This window comes from Rhodococcus sp. BH5, from assembly GCF_027583855.1.
Lineage (GTDB): Bacteria > Actinomycetota > Actinomycetes > Mycobacteriales > Mycobacteriaceae > Rhodococcus_F > Rhodococcus_F qingshengii.
Genome location: NZ_JAJHVW010000003.1, coordinates 25,825 through 43,338 on the forward strand (window position 1 = coordinate 25,825; position 17,514 = coordinate 43,338).

Here is a 17,514-nt window from a genome sequence, read left to right on the forward strand (position 1 = left end):
CACGGAGGAGTTGGCCAGTGACAGAACCGGATCCGGGCACAGTGGAAACCGACTTCCCGAAGACGGGAGCTCCCGCACAGCGCGCGCTGATCGCAGCGGGTTACACCCATCTCGCGCAGCTGACGTCCGTGTCCGAGAAGGAACTCGGCGCTTTGCACGGGATGGGACCGAAGGCCTTGAGGATTCTGCGCGAAGCACTCGCCAAACGTGGTCTGAGCTTCGCCGACTGAGCTCTCACATCAGACCAGGCTCGCCCGCACCTGGTTGCCACCTTCGCGCTTCGCTTCGTACATCACCGAGTCCGCGACGCGGAAGAGTTCGGCAAAAGCAGCGTCGACGGACTCACCCGGATTCCGGGGCGCGGTGCGGATCGCCATTCCGATGCTCGCGCTCGTCGGAGGGTCATCGTTCGCTCCGTCCATCGCGGAGCGGATCTGTCCTTCCAGCCTGGAGATCACGCTGACCGGTACCCGTTCGACCACGACGAACTCGTCACCGCCCATACGAGCAGTCAAGGCGGACTGGGTTGTCCACAAACGGATGCGCAGTGCAGTTCGCATGATCGTGCTGTCTCCTACGTCATGGCCGTGAACGTCGTTGATCGTCTTGAAGCGATCGAGGTCGATCACCACTACGAGCAGTGCATCCGCTTCGGTGACCGGAGCGCCCATCAAGTCATTCACCCGACGCGCCAATCCGCGACGGTTGAGCAGTCCGGTCAACGGGTCGATGTCGGAGGTAGTGGCATCCGAACCCAGGACCGCCAGAACAATCTGTGACACAACAGGAATCACGATGATCGTAGCCAGCACAACCGAGATCTTCGCCAGTCCCAAGCCGACGTCCGCTGCTGGCCCGAACAACAAAGTCCACCCCGAAAGCACCGTGACGGTCGAGGCGAAGACCAAGTGACCGACTTGGAGTTTCGGATTGTGGAAGAACGCGATGTAGCCGCCGATCGACGCGAAAACGACGCACGCGATGAGTCGTCCCAGCGGTTCCGAGTCGGTTGCGGCCGCCGCCGCAATCGCGACGTCGGAACCCACGACAAAGGTGTACGACCACAGCGGCGTAGGCGGAAACAGCCACCAGATCAGGGCCGCGCCGAGGCACAGCGCGATGACCGCCAGATTGACCGCTCGCCAGAACGTACCTTGCGGACCGACGTCACTGAATCGCGCCGACAGCAACACCAGCCCCATCCAGAATGCTGTTCCGCCGACCAGCGCCCGGCAGGAAGTCAAGAACCCGCGGTCCTCGAGGTACCTGCTGAAACTGTGGAACTGGTCCGGCAACTGCCACCAGCGCATGACGACGTCGACCAAACCGTTCATCGCCGATCAGCCGATGCAGCTCCGCAACTTTTGGGCGTACTTCGACGAAACGGACTCGCTGATTTCCCCCCGGAGCACACTGGCATATCCGGCAGCATAGTCAGCGGCGACAGACAAAACCGTTCTGCCGGATTTGAATCGGTCGATCAACTCAAAGCGTCGTAGGCCGCCGATACGTACTGCGCCGATCTCTCGGAACCGAGCAGACCCGGCCCCATCTTGTTCATCACGTACGAGAACGTCATGCGCTTCTCGGTGTCGATGATGATCTGCGAGCCACCCCAACCTCCCCAGAAGCAGATTCGCCCCTCCGGAATGAACGGGACGGACTCGGGCGTCGGCAATCCGAATCCGACGCCGAAGCGGACCGGCACGCCGAGGACGAGGTCGACCCCGTACGACTGCTCCTCGAAGATCTTGTCGATCGTTTCCTCCGACAGCAAGCGAACGTCACCGACCTTGCCACCGCACGCGATCACCGATTGGATCCTTGCGAGTGCCCTCGCATTCGAATGACCGTTGGCCGCACCGATCTCGGCGGCGCGCCACCCGTCGGTCCACGAACCTGTAGCGTCAGCCGGCGGCGCGGTGAATGTCTTCACCATGATGTTGTCCATCCCGAGTGCCGCGATGTCGATCGGCAAAGGCGGTGGCGCAATCACATTCGAGACTCGCCCGTATTCCGACTTCGGCAAGCCCAGGCGGAAATCAGCATCGAGCGGGCCGGCGATTTCCTCGTCGATGAAGCTACCGAGGGTTCGTCCGTCGATGCGCCTGACGACCTCGCCGATCAGATGGCCATAGTTGAGGGCGTGGTATCCGGATGCCGTACCCGGTTCCCACCACGGAGCCTGCGTCGCCAACCGGGCGGTGGCATATTCGTCGTCGCAAATGTTCTCGAGGGTGAACGGTTGATCCCACCCCGACACACCCGAGGTGTGCGACAACAGTTGCCGGACCCGAATTCGGTCCTTGCCCGCTGCTGCGAATTCCGGCCAGTACTGCGCGACCGGGGCGTCGAGATCAAGCAACCCGCGGTCGACGAGCATGAGCGCGGCCAGTGCGGTCACGGTCTTGCTGCAGGACCAGACATTGGTAACGGTGTCGCGAGACCAAGGAGCAGTGTGCTCGACGTCGACCCAACCGCCCCACATGTCGACGACGGATTCGCCGTCGATCGTCAGTGCGATCGCTGCCCCGACGTCCTCGCCGGAATCGAGATTGCGTGCCAGCGCCTCCTTCAAGCCAGAGAATCGCTGGTCACATACGCCTTCGATGTTCGCCACTGACAGCCTCCACAGGAATGATGAAACTTGACGTCAACTTCAACTATGTCGGGTATGTGTCCGATTCACCTGTGGTGTCAATCACTTCAAGTGCCAGAGTCGGCTCAGACCAACGGGATTCCCTTGGCGATGCGCCGACGCAGATCCCAGAGATAGAAGTTGTAGGGAAACATCCGCAGAATCTTCGGACTGAACCGATTGACCAGCGCGGCGACGCGCATGGATCGGTCGAAGTTACGCTGCTGACGCACTGACCACGGGAGCCGCATTTCGTCACGAAAGGCTTGGGGCAGGAACCCGGTGGTGACGAATCGGTTGAGCGGACCGACCACGGGATGCAACAACTTCGGAGTGAAGGTCGCCGACGCGATCCCGTAGAGATGCTCACGAATCGTCTCGTCGATCGCCACCTTGTCGAGGTTCTCGTTCCAGTAGACCTCGAACGCATCCCGGTCCGCCGGCCACATGTCGCGTCGCATCTGAAGGGTTGTACCGAACGTGGCGCTGCGCTGATAGAACGCATCCCGGGTGACCGGATCGAGATCCCCGTACAAGATTTTGTAGACGTCCTCGAAGCCTCGGTACAGGCAGGCGGCTACCCACAACTGCAGTTCGGGATCGAACGCGTTGTATTCGACCGCGCTGTTCTCATCGGAGCGAACGTGCTTGTGAGAGCCGTTGACTGCGCGTCGGTACAGCTTCTTTTCTTCGTCCGTCGCCAGGCTTGCGACGGCGAGATACGTCAGCGTCGTCCGGGTTCGCTTCACCGGATGCCGATCCAACCGACCCGTCTCGACCTTGCTCTCATACACGCCGTACCCCACCGCCGGGCGCGCCAACTGCATGATGACGTTGGCGCCGGCGGCCAACAGTCCGAGCCCGGACATCGCCTTTTCAACCTCGGCGTCGATGTCGACCGCCTGGACGCCGACCGCTCCGATGCCGCCTGCCACCGCTTCCTCGCGCCCGTCCATCGAATCCCTACTCACCGTCATGGCAGAACCCCTTCGAGTCGATATCTGCGAACGCATGTTCTCAGATGAGTGAAACGCCGAAATGCCGAGATGTCAAGCAATCTCTGGATGCAAAGATGGTCTTCATGAATGACCAACCGCGTTCGTACGGTGGCGTCGACGGCGCGCTCCGCGTAGCCCAACGACGGGAGGCGCTGATCGAGGCCGGTCTGGAACTCATGGGCTCCGCCGAGCCCGAACTGACGGTCCGCGGAGTGTGCAAGAAGGCCGGTGTCGCGGCGCGGTACTTCTACGAGAGCTTCACCGATCGTGATGCTCTGATGTCGGCCGTCTACGACACCGTCATCACGGACATCGCCGTTTCAACCCAGGCTGCAGTGGACGCCGCCGAGACCGAACGCGGCAAGGCGCTCGCTGGAATCGCGAACATCGTCCGCACTATCGCGAACGATCCCCGTCGCGGACGTCTACTGTTCTCCAGCGCCCTGACGAGCCCTGTCCTGGCCGAGAAACGCCAAGCGTCGACGACGATATTCATCGGTCTCCTGGCCGCCAACGCGAAGACCTTCTACCGATTGAACGACAGCGGTCATCTGACCCTGACGGCCACGTTCCTGGTCGGCGGCCTGGCGCAGACCCTCAGTGCATGGCTCGACGGGTACATCGACGTGACGGAAGAAGAACTGGTCGCCGAATGTGCGGCGATCCTGCTCGCACCCGCCCTGCCGCCGTCTTGAGCTCCTGCATTCAGTCCCAGATCCCGATGTTGTCGAGGTGAGCGAGAAGTCGAGCAGCGCCGTCGGAGAACTGCAGACTCATCTGCGCGTCCACCTGTTCTCGATCGTGCTTCTCGAACGCCGCGATCAAAGCATCGTGGCTCGATACCGCAAGCTCACCCCAGCCTGGATCCGTCGCGTAGAGACGAGCAGGGGTGTACCGAATCGCGCCGAACAGGAACCATGCCAACTTCGCACCACCCGCAGCGCGATTGATCAGGCGATGGAACTCGAATTCGCACTGCTCGATCGCAGCTGCATCCGAAGCGTCGACCGCCGCTCGCAAATCGGCATTGAGTTCCGTGAGTTCCGCGAGTTGATCAGCGGTGATGCTGTCCATCGCCCGCAACGCCAGCTTGACCGCGATCTGCCCCTGCAACCAGAAGATGTCTTCGATGTCCTGGCGACTGAGGGGCGAGACGAGATAGCCGCGATGCGGAACCAACTCGACCATCCCCTCGCCGCGTAATGCGACGAGGGCTTCTCGCACCGGCGTGACGCTGACCCCGAGGTCGGCCGCGGTTTCGTCCAGCCTGACGAACTCGCCCGGACGGACCGAGCCGGACATGATCAGGTTGCGAACGTGGTTGGCCACGTCCTCCGACAACTGTGGCCGTCTCCTCAGCTCAGATGTCGCTCTCCGAGTGCGTGCAGACGTTGCCACAACCGATCCTCACAGTCCGTACGTTTTGCCGATGATGTCTCGCTGAATCTCGTTGGTACCACCATAAATGGAGGACACAAGAGTCTTTCGCACATGGTGCTCCATGTCGAACTCAGTCGCGTAACCGTACCCACCCATCATCTGCATCCCCTCGAGCGCGACCTTCTTGGCGGTCTCGGTCAGCTTGAGCTTGGCCATCGACGCTTCCCGCGGGAACATCTTGGTCGGGTTGGCGTCGACCATTCGGGCCACGCTGTAGACCAGCAGACGGCCGCATTCGATCTCCGTGGCGAGATCCGCGATCCGGTGGCGAAGCGCCTGAAACGATCCGACCGGACGGCCGAACTGCTTACGCGTGGTGACGAATTCGAGGGTGTCGTCGAAAGCGCGCTGCGCGGTCCCGAGCATCATCGCCGCGAGGATGAGGCGTTCGATGTTGAGTCCGGCCATGAGTTGACGCCAGCCGTTGCCGACTTCGCCAACCACCGCGTCCTCGGGCAGGAATGTGTCGGTGAAGTAGAGATCGTTGACCTCCTTGCCGCCCATGGTGTCGATTCCACTGATCTTCAATCCGGAGATGTCGGCCGGGACATGGAACATCGTCAGGCCCTCATGCTTGCCTTCACTTCGGGATGTGCGAGCCACCAGAAGGATGTTCTCGGCGAAGTGCGCGTTGGAACACCACGTCTTCTGGCCGTTGATCAGCCACCCACCGTCGACCTTCTCGGCGCGGCAACTCAGATTTCCCACGTCGGAGCCCGCTTCGGGTTCGGACATCGAGATCGACTGAGACGCGCCACGGACGATCCCGCCGAGCACTGCCTCCTTCTGGGCCGGACTGCCGAACTTCTCGTATGCAGCCCCGGTGATGACGGTCGGGCCGAGTCCACCGATCGGCGCCATGCCCTTGGCGGCTTCCTCCAGAAAGATGCACAGGTCGACCGTGCTTCCGGCGGATCCGCCGTATTCCTCCGGGACAGTCAGCCCGAGCCATCCCAATTCCGCCATCTTCTCGTAGAACGCCTGGTTGTGGTTATGGGCGCCATGATCGGTCAGCAGGTCTCGCTGCTCACGGGTACCACTTTCCTTCTTGCAGAACGACGCTACCGACTTGGCGAAATCAGACTGCTCCTGCGTGAAATCCATGTACATCGAAAACTCCCGAGTGAGATGAGGCTGGAGGCTTGTCGGAGCTCGGTCCGACGCATACTGTGACTACCAGCACAGTAAATCACATCACATATATGTGATGCACCGACATGTGGAGGATCTGAAGAACATGACAGAACAGCTCGGCCGCCAGAGCACGTCCACGTCGACAGATCCGAGATCGGACGATCACACTTTCGCGAGCCTCGACCCTCGCAATGATTCCGTGGTCGCGCAGCACCCCATTGCAGACCAGCAGGAGATCGAGAAAGCGGTCGCCGCAGCACGCACGGCGTCGAAGTGGTGGGATCAACTCGGATTCCAAGGCCGCCGGAAGGTGCTCGGCAATTTCCGCGCCGCGATCGCCACTCACGCCGAATCGATGGCGGCGATCATTTCCGCCGAGACCGGAAAACCCAGCGACGACGCACTACTCGAAGTCATGCTGGCCGTCGAACATCTCGACTGGGCGGCACGCAACGCACAGAAAGTGTTGCGCCGCAGACGCGTCGGTGCAGGACTGATCAGCGCCAACCAGTCTGCATCCGTCGGCTACCGGCCGATGGGCGTCGTCGGCGTGATCGGCCCCTGGAACTATCCGCTGTACACACCGATGGGGTCGATCGGCTACGCACTGGCCGCCGGCAACGCCGTAGTCTTCAAACCGAGCGAACTCTCACCAGGCGTCGGCGTCGAATTGGCCCGGCTGTGGAACATCGCCGCACCCGGACACCCTGTCCTGCAGACCATTACCGGTGACGGAAAAACCGGTGCACTTCTGTGTTCGTCCGGTGTCGACAAGATCGCATTCACCGGTTCGACCGCTACCGCAAAGCGCGTAATGGCCGCCTGCGCGGACACCCTCACCCCCCTGGTCGCCGAATGCGGCGGCAAGGACGCCATGCTGGTGGACTCCGACGCCAACCTCGATGCGGCCGTGAGCTTCGCGGCATTCGGGGCAGTGGGCAACGGCGGACAAACCTGTGCCGGCGTCGAACGAATCTACGTCGCAGCGCCCGTGTACGACGCCTTCCTGTCCAAGCTCACCGCCGCGCTACGAGACGCCCACGCCGGCGCCACCGACAGCTCGACCTACGGGCCGATGACGCTGGGAAAGCAGACTGGGATAGTCCGGGGCCAGATCGAAGACGCTCTCAGTCGCGGCGCGAAAGCTGTACTCGGCGGACTTGATTCGTTCAACGGTCCGTTCATCGATCCGATCATCCTGACGGATGTTCCGGAGGATTCCACGGCGATCACCGAGGAGACGTTCGGCCCGAGCGTCGTGGTGAACAAGGTCGCCGACATGAACGAGGGGATCGAGCGCGCCAATGCATCGAAGTACGGCTTGGGCGCCTCGGTGTTCACCAAGAGTTCGTCGAAGGGCCGAGCGATTGCCGAAAAGCTCGAATGCGGTGTCGTCACGGTCAATTCGGTTCTCGGATTCGCCGGAATCGCCGCCCTGCCGTTCGGCGGGGTCGGCGATTCCGGATTCGGCCGTATCCACGGAGCCGATGGGCTGCGTGAGTTCAGCAGTGTGAAATCACTGGCCGTTCAGAAGTTCAACGCTCCGCTGGACCTGCTGACCATCGAGCGAAAAGCCAGGGACATGAAGATCTCACGTTGGATGCTGGCGAAACGCCACGCGAAGTCCTGAGAGATCAGGCGATCAGCCGGCGGTGACGAGCACCTGCTCGTCGCTGTCGGCTGCTTCGAGTTCACGAACCAGCGGAAGCACCTTGGCCCCGAAGTATTCGATCTCCTCCTGGAAATGCAGGAATCCGCCGAGAATCAGATCGACACCGCGACGGCGATATTCGACGATCCGATGCGCGATTTGTTCCGGCGTGCCGATCAGTTGCGAGCGGAAACCGTCGTTGTACTGAACCAAGTCCTCGAACGTCGAATCCGCCCACATCCCGTCCTTGGACGCGGTCGACGCGCCGGCCTGTTGGACTGCATTCTTGAATCCCTCGACCGCAGGGCGGTTGGCCTTGGCGATGATCTCGCGCAGTGTGTCCTTTGCTTCCGCCTCGGTGTCGCGGGCGATGATGAATCCGTTGAGCCCGAACTTGACCTCCCGATCGTTCTCACGAGCAACACGGCGAACGTCGACCAACTGTTCGGTGACGCCGTCGTAGTCCTTGCCGTTACTGAAGTACCAATCCGAATACCGGCCCGCGTTCTCACGGGCTGCCGCCGAGTTACCACCTTGGAACAGTTCGGGATTGGGGCGCTCCGGAGTGTTGAGAGGCTTCGGCTTCAACGTGAAGTCGTGGATGCGGTAGAAGTCGCCACGGAAATCGACGTCGTCCTCCGTCCAGATCTTACGAAGAACCTGAAGGAACTCGGCGCTCCGCCGATAGCGCTCGTCGTGCTCGAGCCACGGCTCGCCTAGATGCGTGAACTCGTCCTTGAACCAACCACTGACGACGTTGACGGCAAATCGACCGTTCGACAGATGGTCAGCGGTAGCGCCCAGTTTCGCCAACACTGCCGGCTGCCAGAGTCCCGGATGCACCGCGGCGATCACCTTGAGCTTCTCGGTGGCCAGGAGAAGCGCAAGGCTGAAGCTCGTGGATTCGTGCTGGAATTCGGCCCCGTAGCTCGCCTCGTAACGTACCTGGCTCAGGGCGTACTCGAAGCCGTTGTTCTCGGCGGTCTGTGCCAGCTTCTTGTTGTACTCGTAGTCCCAGCTGGTCCGCTGCTCGATGTCGGAGGTGACCAGACCACCACTGACATTGGGCACCCAGTAGGCGAACTTGATCTCGTCGGCGATACGTTCAGTAGACATGAAACCCAGCAAACATGCAGTTCCCAGCGGTTTCCAGGGTAGCGATCACACAGGTTGTAAGTGTTGGGTGGGTGCTGCGACTGTGAAACGGTGGCAGCATGACTGCTGTGGACATTCAGGAGATCGCGCACCGCATCACCAGCGAGGACGAGGCGCTCTCGGTGGCGTCACAGCTGTCCGACGAGTTCGCGGCGGGTGCCGGAGTCCGCGATGCGCAGCGCCTCCTTCCCCACGACGAGGTTCGCACCCTGGCGCGGTCCGGCTTGCTCGGACTCTCGGTGCCGAAGGAGTTCGGTGGCATCGACGCAAGCACCGAGACGTTGGCCGAGGTCTTCCGCCTACTCGCCGAGGGCGATCCCAGCATCGCGCAGATTCCGCACAGCCACTTCACTTTCCTGGAAGCGCTCCGGTACCAGGGGTCTAACGAGCAGAAGCAGTTCTTCTACGCCGAAGCATTGTCGGGCAAGCAGATCGCCAACGCCCAGAGCGAGCGCGGCAACAAGACCATCGACATCGACGGCACCACTCTCACCCCCGACGGGGAAGACTTTGTGCTCGAAGGTCGAAAATTCTATTGCACAGGAGCACTTTTCGCAGATTGGATCGTGGTGCGTGCCGCCAATGCGGATCAATTCACCGAGACCGGCGCACAGGTGAAATCCGCGGTCTACCTACCCCGGAATACTCCCGGACTGTCGATCGTCGACGACTGGGACGGCATGGGACAGAAGACAACTGCAAGCGGAACTGTGACCCTGGAATCCGTTTCGGTGCCGCGGTTCAATGTCGTACCATTCACGTCGCTCTTCACTCACCCGACCACCTACGGAGCACAGGCCCAGATCCTGCACGCCGCGATCGACACCGGCATCGCGTCGGCTGCACTGCGTGAATCCGTGAAACTCGCGGCAAAGGCGCGTCCCTTCTTCGAGGCGAAAGTCGATACAGCGGTGGAGGATCCACTGCTCGTTCAACTCGCCGGCGAAGCGGCAATCGAGGTTCGCGCTGCCAGATCCCTCTTGGCGGAAGCAGCGCGATCGATCGACGTGGCGCGTCGTGATCCCACCGAGGACTCCACGGCCCGAGCATCCATCGACGCTGCAACTGCCAAAGTGGTCGGCGCCAGGGCGTCATTGGCGGCCACGAGCACTTTGTTCGAGATCGGTGGCACCAGAAGCGCGGGCGAATCGGCGAACCTCTCCCGATTCTGGCGTGACGCGCGCACGCACACCCTGCACGATCCGACGAGGTGGAAGGTCCAACACATCGGCCGGTGGACACTGTCCGGGACAATCCCACCGCGGCACGGACTGCTGTGAACACACTCAGTCGGAGTTCATATATCCGCTGATCAAGACTTCCAGTCCTTCCAAGTAGCTCTCAGTCGTCGTCCCTCCCGGCCAGTCCTCGAGCACCTCACTGAGCACCGGCAGTTTCTCGGGCCCGATTTCTCGGATCTTGACCGCGAGAGGTGACACGCTGCCTTCCGGTCGCGTAGTGGTGTCGTAGATGTTGAGCAATGCGCCGAGTGTGTAGTTCCACAGCGCTCGATAGATCAACAGTGCGCGACGAGGTGACATACCGAGTTCGACACACGCGGCCATCGCCCGATCGACCAAGACCACAGCGCCGCTCCCACCACGGCCACCGCGCTGAAGCAACTCGATGATCCAGCGCTCCGACGCCAGCTTTTCGAAGATCGCGGTGAAGATCGTGCGAAGCCGTTCGACCTGATCCTGCGGCAGGACCAGCGCGCCGAGATCTTGTGAGTACACATCGAGCACCGCGCTGATCAGCTGTTCCTTGTCGCCCACGTGCCGGTACAGCGCCATCGGCGTGGTGCCGAGCGACTTCGCCAACGCGCGCATGCTCAACGCGTCGGCGCCGCCGGTCTGAAGCTGCCGTTTCGCCTCGTCGACTATCTGCTCCGACGTGATCGTCGGGGGACGTCCGAGCCGCGGTGATCTCGGTTCCATCTTTTCGGCCATCCGTCGATTGTGCGCGCCCCTGCTACGACGCTCTCGCCCGGGGAACCCCTTGCATCTCAGTCGCCAGCAAGGTAAACCTAACTACTTATGAGAACGCGTATACAAATTAGGTACCTGCAATGACAACAACAACTCGAGCGGTAGCCGCACCGGCTCTGGTCCTCACAGCCGCCGCGGCAGCGCAGTTCCTGGTGGCCTTCGACATGTCGGTCATCAACGTCGCGCTGCCCGACATCCAGGAATCGCTGAACTTTTCCGACGCCGGGTTGTCCTGGGTCGTCAACGCGTACGCCCTCGCCTTCGGCGGACTGCTGCTTCTCGGCGGTCGTCTGTGCGACGTGATGGGCACTCGTCGAGTTCTGGTTTCCGGGCTTCTGTTGTTCGCCCTCGTCAGCATCGTCGGCACCTTCTCCGTGTCCGCCGAAATGCTTGTCGGAGCTCGGGCGCTTCAAGGCGTCGGCGCTGCACTGATCGCGCCGGCCGGGCTCGCCGCCCTCAGTCAGGCCTTTCCCACCGGACGCGCCAGGGCCAAGGCATTCGGCATCGGCGCAATGTCGTCAGCACTGGGCGGCGCACTCGGTGTCGTCCTGAGCGGCATTTTGACCGAAGGGCTCAGTTGGCGATGGGTGATGTTCGCCGGCGCACCAGTGGCCCTGATCGCCGCAGTTGCCGGTGCCCGCGGCCTGCCGGCCGGCCAAGCCGCCAGAGGCGGCTCTCTCGATCTCCCCGGAGCCATCTTGGCGACGGCCGGAATCACCGCCCTTGTCGGCACAGTGATCGCCACGGAATCACATTCCTGGACTTCGGGTTACGTGCTGGGTGGATTCGCGCTCACGATCGCGCTGCTCACTGCTTTCGTTGTGGTCGAAAGCCGCTGCGCCACACCACTGGTACGACTGTCCACCCTGCTTCGACCCCGAATCGGACTGGCCAACGCCATCATGTGCCTGGTGTGCGCGGCACAGTTCAGCGCGTTCTTCTTCGTCTCACTCTTCCTGCAACGCGGGCTGGGCTATTCACCGACCACCACCGGTCTGGCTTTCCTGCCCTTCTGCTTCGGCCTGGTGATCGGCATCCTCGCGTCCACCAAACTCCTTCCGCGCTACGGAGTTCGACCGCTGCTCGTAGTCGGGACAGCAGTCGCCGCAATCGGAACTTTCATGTTTTCGACCATGAACCTCGACAGTCCCTTCTGGGCCGTCATCCTGGTGCCTTCGCTTCTGGCGAGCATCGGCATCGGTCTGTCGTTCATGCCGCTCAGTAACGTCGCCACCGCCGACGCTCCCCCCGAAGAAGTCGGCATGGCATCCGGGCTACTGAGTACATCGCGTCAGATCGGCGGTTCACTCGGACTAGCCGTTCTCGTGAGCGTCGCCGCTTCCTCGACGGCACGTTCGGACAGCGCGCCGACCGAAGCACTGGTTTCCGGATACTCCCAGGCCCTCTTCGTCTGCTCCGGCCTACTGCTGGCCGGTACCCTCCTGTCCTTCTTCTTCCCACGAATGGATCGTTGACCTCAGATGTTCACCACCCGAACCGCATTCGGCATCGTCTCGGCGCTTCTCCTGACCGTCGCCGGCGCAAGCGCGTGCAGCAGCTCCGCCGAGTCCGACACCGCCTCTGCAACTCGCTCCGTCACCCACGAACTCGGCACCGTCGAAGTTCCGGCCTCACCGCAGCGCATTCTCGCGCTCGACGAGTACGCGGGGTTGAGTGCACTCGCACTCGGCGTGAAGCCCACCGTCGTCTACAGCACCCTGCGATCGGACGTCGCCAAGTCGATTCTGCGCGAGCAGGGCGTCGAAGTTCTCGACAAGCCGACTTTCTTCGCCAACCCCGCCGTCGAGGAGATCGCGTCCGTCGAACCCGACGAGATCTTGATGAGCAATGCCGGTCCACTACCGAGCCTGTTCGCGCAGATCAATTCCGTGGCGCCAACCTTGGTCCTCCCGTACTCGGCGCCGTGGCGTGATGTGCTCGAACACGCTGGGGCACAGCTCGATCGAGGCAGCGAAGCTACCGCCATGATCGGAAAGCTGGAATCCGGCCTCGAAGGCGTCAAGTCCGCGGCTGCCGGCCAGAGCCTTGCGATCCTTCTCGGCTACAGCGGAAACCTGTTCACCGTGCCACCGACCACTCCCATCTCCACACTGGTCACCGAGGCCGGATTCACCAGGCCGGCATCGGAAGTCAACGCGACCAACAATCAAGACACCGGCACGATTTCCCCCGTCTCGCCGGAACTCCTACCCGAGCATGCGGCGCAGACCGTCGCCGTACTTTCCGGGCAGCAGTACGACGCATCCATCGTGCGAAACACTCCACTGTTCGACAACCTGACACCCGATCCGGCGCACGCTCTGGACGTCAGCGGTGATCTCTGGTTCGGCAGCCATCCTTTTGCCATCTACTGGATCATCCAGGATCTGGACGGCATCGCACATGGCAAGGGGCAGAACAGTATCGGAACCCTCGACAGCGCCGACGCGCGATGGGCGGCATTCAGCGCGCTCTGACGTCCTGACGGAAGGTCAGCGGAGAAACACCCACCCGGGTGGCGAAGAACTTCGTGAAGTTCGCAGAATCGTCGAACCCCAACTTCGACGCCACCTGGGTGACCGTGTCCGTGCCGAAAGACAGCAGACGTTTCGCTTCGAGAACCACACGCTGATCGATGTACTGCTTTGCCGTCATCCCGGCAGCGGCTCGGGTGGCCCGCAGCACAGTCTTCTCGGAGTACCCGATCTTGTTGGCGTACTCCGAAACCGAACGGACCGTGGCGAAGTCACGTTCGACAACGGCATGAAACCTTTCGAACACGTCATTGTGCGCCAGCACGGAACTCTGTTCCTGTCCACCGAGATGGGTCAGTTTCAACAGAATTGCTGTCAGCGTGTGCCGCAGAATGGCCGCGCGAACGACCGGCGCGGAAGTATCCGGGCAGCCGTAGTTCAGGTTCAGGTGTTTCATACCCGTGCTGATGGTCTCGAGGTTCTCGCCGGACAACTGCCACGCTGCCTGCCGACTGCGGGCGTTCCCGTCCAACAACTGCTGACTGACGGCATCGAGCGACGAGGGCGTGAACAGAACAACCGTCGCCTCGAAATCCTGGATTCGCCCCCACTGTTGCACCTGCCCCGGTCTGACCCAGAACACGGTCCCCGGGCTCACCGCGTAGTTCACGAAGTCGATGGTGTGTAGCGCCGAGCCCTCGGTCACCAGAGCGAGCAAGTGAAATTGCGGACGTTGGGGGCCGACGAACTCTGCGCTTCCCCCGTTGATGCGAATGGTGTCCAGGCTGAGTACTTCGATCTCGGTCGCATCTGCCACCGACGATGCGTACCCGACGTCCCGGACGGGTACTTGTCTGTTTTTCACTAGTTCGGGACTCATCTTCACCGTGACCGAATACCCGAATGCGACATACCGTCAGGGTATCAATCAGTTCACGCTCGGATAGGAATCTTCCAGTGCAGACATCACGCTCGGAAACAGCAGGCAAGACGCAACTCACCTACGTCTTCGACGCCTATTGCGGGTGGTGTTTCGGCTTCGGCCCTGCGTTGACGGAGTTCGTCCGTCAAAATGCCGATTCCATCGACTTGTCCGTGGTCAGCGGCGGACTGTTCACCGGTGAGCGCGTCGCGCCCATGTCTTCGGCTCCGTACCTGAAATCAGCCAACGCCACCATCGCCGCCCAGACCGGCGCTGTCTTCGGTGACGGATATTCACAACTGGTGACTGATGGGCGGTTCGTCATGGATTCGACGGATGCAGCGATCGGACTCGCCGCACTGCGCGCGCAAGATCCGACACGCGCCCTCGACATCGCGGAGGCCATGCAGATCGCGTTCTACCGAGACGGTCGCAGCCTTTCCGATCCCGAGACGTACCGATCCATCGCGGAATCCCTCCAACTCGACCCATCTGCCGCGGTGTCTTCCCTGTTCACCGCCGCCTCGAAGGATGCCGCCCGCGCTGATTTCGTCCGAGCACGCAGGCTCGGCGCCACTTCGTTTCCGACGCTGTTGTTCCACGGGAGCGACGGGTCCGTCGTGAAATTCGGTTCTCCGACCAGTACCGCGGCCGATCTCACCCACGACCTGAACACGTGCGTGCGGGCGTATGCGGTGGCTTGACCCACGCACTTTTGCGAGCGAAAGGTACGCCCGGCGCCTTCAGTACGCCGAACGTACCTTTCGCTCAGCGTGACTTCACCCAAATCACTTCGGCCCCCTTCTGGTTTGATGAACACCGAACGAATCGCACCAAAGGGGAAACGACAGTGGTTTCAGATCCGATCACGGGCCTGGAGATGGAACTTGCCGACATGTGGCAACGAGGACGCGCCCAGGCGCGCACCTATGCGCGCGCAATTCATCCCAAACTCGATCCGGCGCTCTACCCGGTTCTGGTCATCCTGAACCGTTCGGATGCGGTGCGGATGTCCGACCTGATCTGCACCCTCGATATCGAGAAGTCCACCTTGACCAGGCAAATCGACGCCGCAGCTCGACTCGGCCTGGTGGAACGAATCCCCGATCCCGACGACGCTCGCGCCAAGTTGGTAGCTCTGACCCCTGAGGCGCGAACGAAGCTCACGACCATCCGCAATCACCAGATAGATCGCTGGCGCGCCCGACTCGCGAAATGGGATACGGACGACATCACCACGCTGACAGCGCTGCTTCACCGACTGGGCAGTTCCGAGGACTGACGACAAATTAGTCGTGATGGGCAGCCCACTCGAACAGCCGGACGATTTACGCCGTCACGACAATTCTGCAGCAGCACGCAGGATCAACTGGGTGACCTCGTGCGGGTGGGACGCCAAGGATGCATGGCCTGCGTCGAGTTCCTCGATCTCGCGGGCACCGATACGCTCTGCCATCCATCGCTCGGTTTCCGGCGGAATCATTCGGTCCTGCCCTGAAACCTGATACCAACTGGGCTTCCCACGCCATGCCGGCGGCCCTGACGGGTCCGAGAAGCACTGACCCGCAATGGGTTTCTGCGTCAGCGCCATGACCAATGCTTCGGTGTCGTCGAGATCCTGACTGAAACTCTCCTGAAACTTGTCCGGGGCGATCCACAAGAAGCCCTCGGCGTCCGGCGCGATGTTCGCCGCGCCCGCCGGCTGATCCGTGCGGGCGAAGATACTTCCCAGGCTGTCACCCTCGTCCGGCGCAAAGGCAGCGATATATACCAGTCCCACAACGTTTTCCGCATGACCCGCGCCTGTGATCACCGCGCCGCCGTACGAGTGTCCGACCAGCAGGGTCGGGCCGTCCATCGATTCGGCCAACTTCCTGGTCCGGTCCACGTCGTCGGCGAGCGAAGTAAGTGGATTCTGGACCGCAACCACTCGATGCCCGGCGTTGTGCAGGGTGGGTATGACGTGACGCCAATGAGAACCGTCTCCCCAGGCTCCATGCACCAGAACGATGTTTACCTTCTCTGTCATGACCAACTCCTCCAGATACGCAGTGCGACGAATACTCCGACGATCGGCAAGCCTTCGAAACCCAGGCCTTGCCTGTTACCCAGGTTAAGGGGATCCTGGATCAATAACCATGACCAGATTGCCAAGTTTTTGTGCAGAAACGCCGAATGCTCGAGACCATCGGAGTGATCGATCCATGAGGACAACATCATCACAGCGGTACGTACCCACCACCGACGAGACTCGAACCCGGGACACCCTCTCGCACGTTCTCGAAGTCGTCCACCTTCGCGGTGATCAGATTCATCGCTGCGTCCACGGCGAGAACTTCACCGTGGAGGTACCCACGGGGGTGCGAGCACTTCACATTGCCGAGCACGGTGACATCGTGATCAGAACGCAGGGCAAAGCCCCGATCGAACTCGGCCCCGGGGAACTCGTACTGCTACCCCATGGGCATGCTCATACGATCGAGAATGCGATGCCGATGCCCCCGAAAAACGAAACATGTTGGCTTTTCGGTACTTTCACACTCGACGACGTCGCAGCGCAGCGACTGCTGTCCGTTCTGCCGGACTTCGTCGAACTGCGCGCGACACAAGGGACCCCGGTCGAGTGGCTCGAGGTGAGCAGCCGACTGTTGGGCGCCGAGGTGGACGATCCGAAACCTGGTTCCTCCGTGATGGTTTCCCGGATTCTCGACCTTCTCTTCGTCCAGATCCTCAGAGCGTGGGCTCGAGCGGACGGATCGAACGGCGGATGGTTGACCGCAGCAATGGATCCACGAATCGGGCAGGCCCTCGAGGCCGTCCACAACGACCCGTCACGCAACTGGACCATCGACGAACTGGCGACGCTGTCCACCCTGTCGAGATCGTCTTTTGCGGAGCGCTTCTCGCGACTGGTCGGCCAGACGCCCGGCGCTTACATCACCGAGCGCCGACTCGACCGTGCCGCCGAACTACTCGTGCAAACCACCGAGCCGGTCGGAACCATTGCGATAACTGTCGGCTACGAATCCGATGCAGCGTTCAGCCGCGCCTTCCGTCGACGATTCGACGCCTCGCCGTTGAACTGGCGAAAGTCCAACTCCCACAATCACTGAC

General features: G+C 61.7%; 19 protein-coding genes. 9 read left to right on the forward strand and 10 right to left on the reverse strand.

Translation table 11 applies throughout. The features are described 5' to 3' along the window. Window positions 1–17: 17 nt before the first annotated feature. Entirely contained in the window at window positions 18–230 is a 213-nt protein-coding gene (locus tag RhoBH5_RS09165) for a DNA-binding protein (protein WP_083056380.1), read from the forward strand. 9 nt (window positions 231–239) lie between these two features. Here RhoBH5_RS09165 and RhoBH5_RS09170 read toward each other — a convergent pair whose 3' ends face one another. The 3 genes from RhoBH5_RS09170 to RhoBH5_RS09180 form a co-directional block, all read right to left on the reverse strand. Next, window positions 240–1,334, reverse strand: coding sequence for a GGDEF domain-containing protein (locus RhoBH5_RS09170; RefSeq protein WP_218747879.1), 1,095 nt, complete (start codon window positions 1,332–1,334; stop codon window positions 240–242). A gap of 146 nt (window positions 1,335–1,480) precedes the next feature. Next, a complete protein-coding gene (locus RhoBH5_RS09175; protein ID WP_064687848.1) occupies window positions 1,481–2,620 on the reverse strand; it encodes a serine hydrolase domain-containing protein in 1,140 nt (379 codons plus the stop codon). A 104-nt stretch (window positions 2,621–2,724) separates the two neighbouring features. Then, a complete protein-coding gene (locus RhoBH5_RS09180) occupies window positions 2,725–3,594 on the reverse strand; it encodes an oxygenase MpaB family protein (RefSeq protein ID WP_047269413.1) in 870 nt (289 codons plus the stop codon). Window positions 3,595–3,710: 116 nt separating this feature from the next. On the opposite strand from RhoBH5_RS09180, the gene RhoBH5_RS09185 reads away from it, so the two are divergent. Then, window positions 3,711–4,331, forward strand: coding sequence for a TetR/AcrR family transcriptional regulator (locus tag RhoBH5_RS09185; RefSeq protein ID WP_007730794.1), 621 nt, complete (start codon window positions 3,711–3,713; stop codon window positions 4,329–4,331). A gap of 10 nt (window positions 4,332–4,341) precedes the next feature. Here the strand turns inward: RhoBH5_RS09185 and RhoBH5_RS09190 are convergent, their stop codons facing one another. Continuing rightward, a complete protein-coding gene (locus tag RhoBH5_RS09190) occupies window positions 4,342–5,034 on the reverse strand; it encodes a GntR family transcriptional regulator (protein ID WP_003942905.1) in 693 nt (230 codons plus the stop codon). Between the two features lie 9 nt (window positions 5,035–5,043). Next, window positions 5,044–6,186 (reverse strand): acyl-CoA dehydrogenase family protein, encoded by a 1,143-nt coding sequence (locus RhoBH5_RS09195; RefSeq protein ID WP_218680824.1) that lies wholly within the window; start codon window positions 6,184–6,186, stop codon window positions 5,044–5,046. A gap of 127 nt (window positions 6,187–6,313) precedes the next feature. Between RhoBH5_RS09195 and RhoBH5_RS09200 the strand changes: the two genes are divergently transcribed. Then, the gene (locus tag RhoBH5_RS09200) at window positions 6,314–7,840 is read left to right on the forward strand and encodes an aldehyde dehydrogenase family protein (RefSeq protein ID WP_050656790.1); all 1,527 of its coding nucleotides are present in this window, start codon (window positions 6,314–6,316) and stop codon (window positions 7,838–7,840) included. A gap of 12 nt (window positions 7,841–7,852) precedes the next feature. Here RhoBH5_RS09200 and sfnG read toward each other — a convergent pair whose 3' ends face one another. Next, window positions 7,853–8,977, reverse strand: coding sequence for a dimethylsulfone monooxygenase SfnG (gene sfnG, locus RhoBH5_RS09205; RefSeq protein ID WP_007730790.1), 1,125 nt, complete (start codon window positions 8,975–8,977; stop codon window positions 7,853–7,855). Between the two features lie 98 nt (window positions 8,978–9,075). On the opposite strand from sfnG, the gene RhoBH5_RS09210 reads away from it, so the two are divergent. Further along, window positions 9,076–10,296, forward strand: coding sequence for an SfnB family sulfur acquisition oxidoreductase (locus RhoBH5_RS09210; RefSeq protein ID WP_270008181.1), 1,221 nt, complete (start codon window positions 9,076–9,078; stop codon window positions 10,294–10,296). Between the two features lie 6 nt (window positions 10,297–10,302). Here RhoBH5_RS09210 and RhoBH5_RS09215 read toward each other — a convergent pair whose 3' ends face one another. Further along, complete coding sequence (locus RhoBH5_RS09215; RefSeq protein WP_007730788.1) at window positions 10,303–10,965, reverse strand: TetR/AcrR family transcriptional regulator; 663 nt, start codon at window positions 10,963–10,965, stop codon at window positions 10,303–10,305. A gap of 119 nt (window positions 10,966–11,084) precedes the next feature. Between RhoBH5_RS09215 and RhoBH5_RS09220 the strand changes: the two genes are divergently transcribed. Further along, a complete protein-coding gene (locus RhoBH5_RS09220; RefSeq protein ID WP_003942889.1) occupies window positions 11,085–12,479 on the forward strand; it encodes an MFS transporter in 1,395 nt (464 codons plus the stop codon). A gap of 6 nt (window positions 12,480–12,485) precedes the next feature. Beyond that, window positions 12,486–13,481: an ABC transporter substrate-binding protein gene (locus tag RhoBH5_RS09225; protein ID WP_007730787.1), complete on the forward strand. Its 996-nt coding sequence runs from the start codon at window positions 12,486–12,488 to the stop codon at window positions 13,479–13,481. On the opposite strand, the gene RhoBH5_RS09230 is transcribed toward RhoBH5_RS09225, so the two are convergent. Beyond that, window positions 13,468–14,295: a helix-turn-helix domain-containing protein gene (locus RhoBH5_RS09230; RefSeq protein WP_030536057.1), complete on the reverse strand. Its 828-nt coding sequence runs from the start codon at window positions 14,293–14,295 to the stop codon at window positions 13,468–13,470. The two genes, RhoBH5_RS09225 and RhoBH5_RS09230, sit on opposite strands and share 14 nt — an antisense overlap. Before the next feature lie 140 nt (window positions 14,296–14,435). On the opposite strand from RhoBH5_RS09230, the gene RhoBH5_RS09235 reads away from it, so the two are divergent. After that, entirely contained in the window at window positions 14,436–15,104 is a 669-nt protein-coding gene (locus RhoBH5_RS09235) for a DsbA family protein (RefSeq protein ID WP_270008182.1), read from the forward strand. A gap of 146 nt (window positions 15,105–15,250) precedes the next feature. After that, a complete protein-coding gene (locus tag RhoBH5_RS09240; protein WP_003942924.1) occupies window positions 15,251–15,682 on the forward strand; it encodes a MarR family winged helix-turn-helix transcriptional regulator in 432 nt (143 codons plus the stop codon). Between the two features lie 54 nt (window positions 15,683–15,736). Here the strand turns inward: RhoBH5_RS09240 and RhoBH5_RS09245 are convergent, their stop codons facing one another. Together RhoBH5_RS09245 and RhoBH5_RS09250 are read right to left on the reverse strand one after the other, a co-directional pair. After that, complete coding sequence (locus RhoBH5_RS09245; protein ID WP_007730784.1) at window positions 15,737–16,429, reverse strand: alpha/beta hydrolase; 693 nt, start codon at window positions 16,427–16,429, stop codon at window positions 15,737–15,739. Between the two features lie 190 nt (window positions 16,430–16,619). Then, window positions 16,620–16,787 carry a hypothetical protein gene (locus RhoBH5_RS09250; protein ID WP_231783601.1) on the reverse strand — a complete coding sequence of 56 codons (168 nt, stop codon included), beginning with the start codon at window positions 16,785–16,787 and terminating at the stop codon, window positions 16,620–16,622. Between RhoBH5_RS09250 and RhoBH5_RS09255 the strand changes: the two genes are divergently transcribed. After that, window positions 16,710–17,513: an AraC family transcriptional regulator gene (locus RhoBH5_RS09255; protein ID WP_257233260.1), complete on the forward strand. Its 804-nt coding sequence runs from the start codon at window positions 16,710–16,712 to the stop codon at window positions 17,511–17,513. The two genes, RhoBH5_RS09250 and RhoBH5_RS09255, sit on opposite strands and share 78 nt — an antisense overlap. Window position 17,514: the final 1 nt, after the last annotated feature.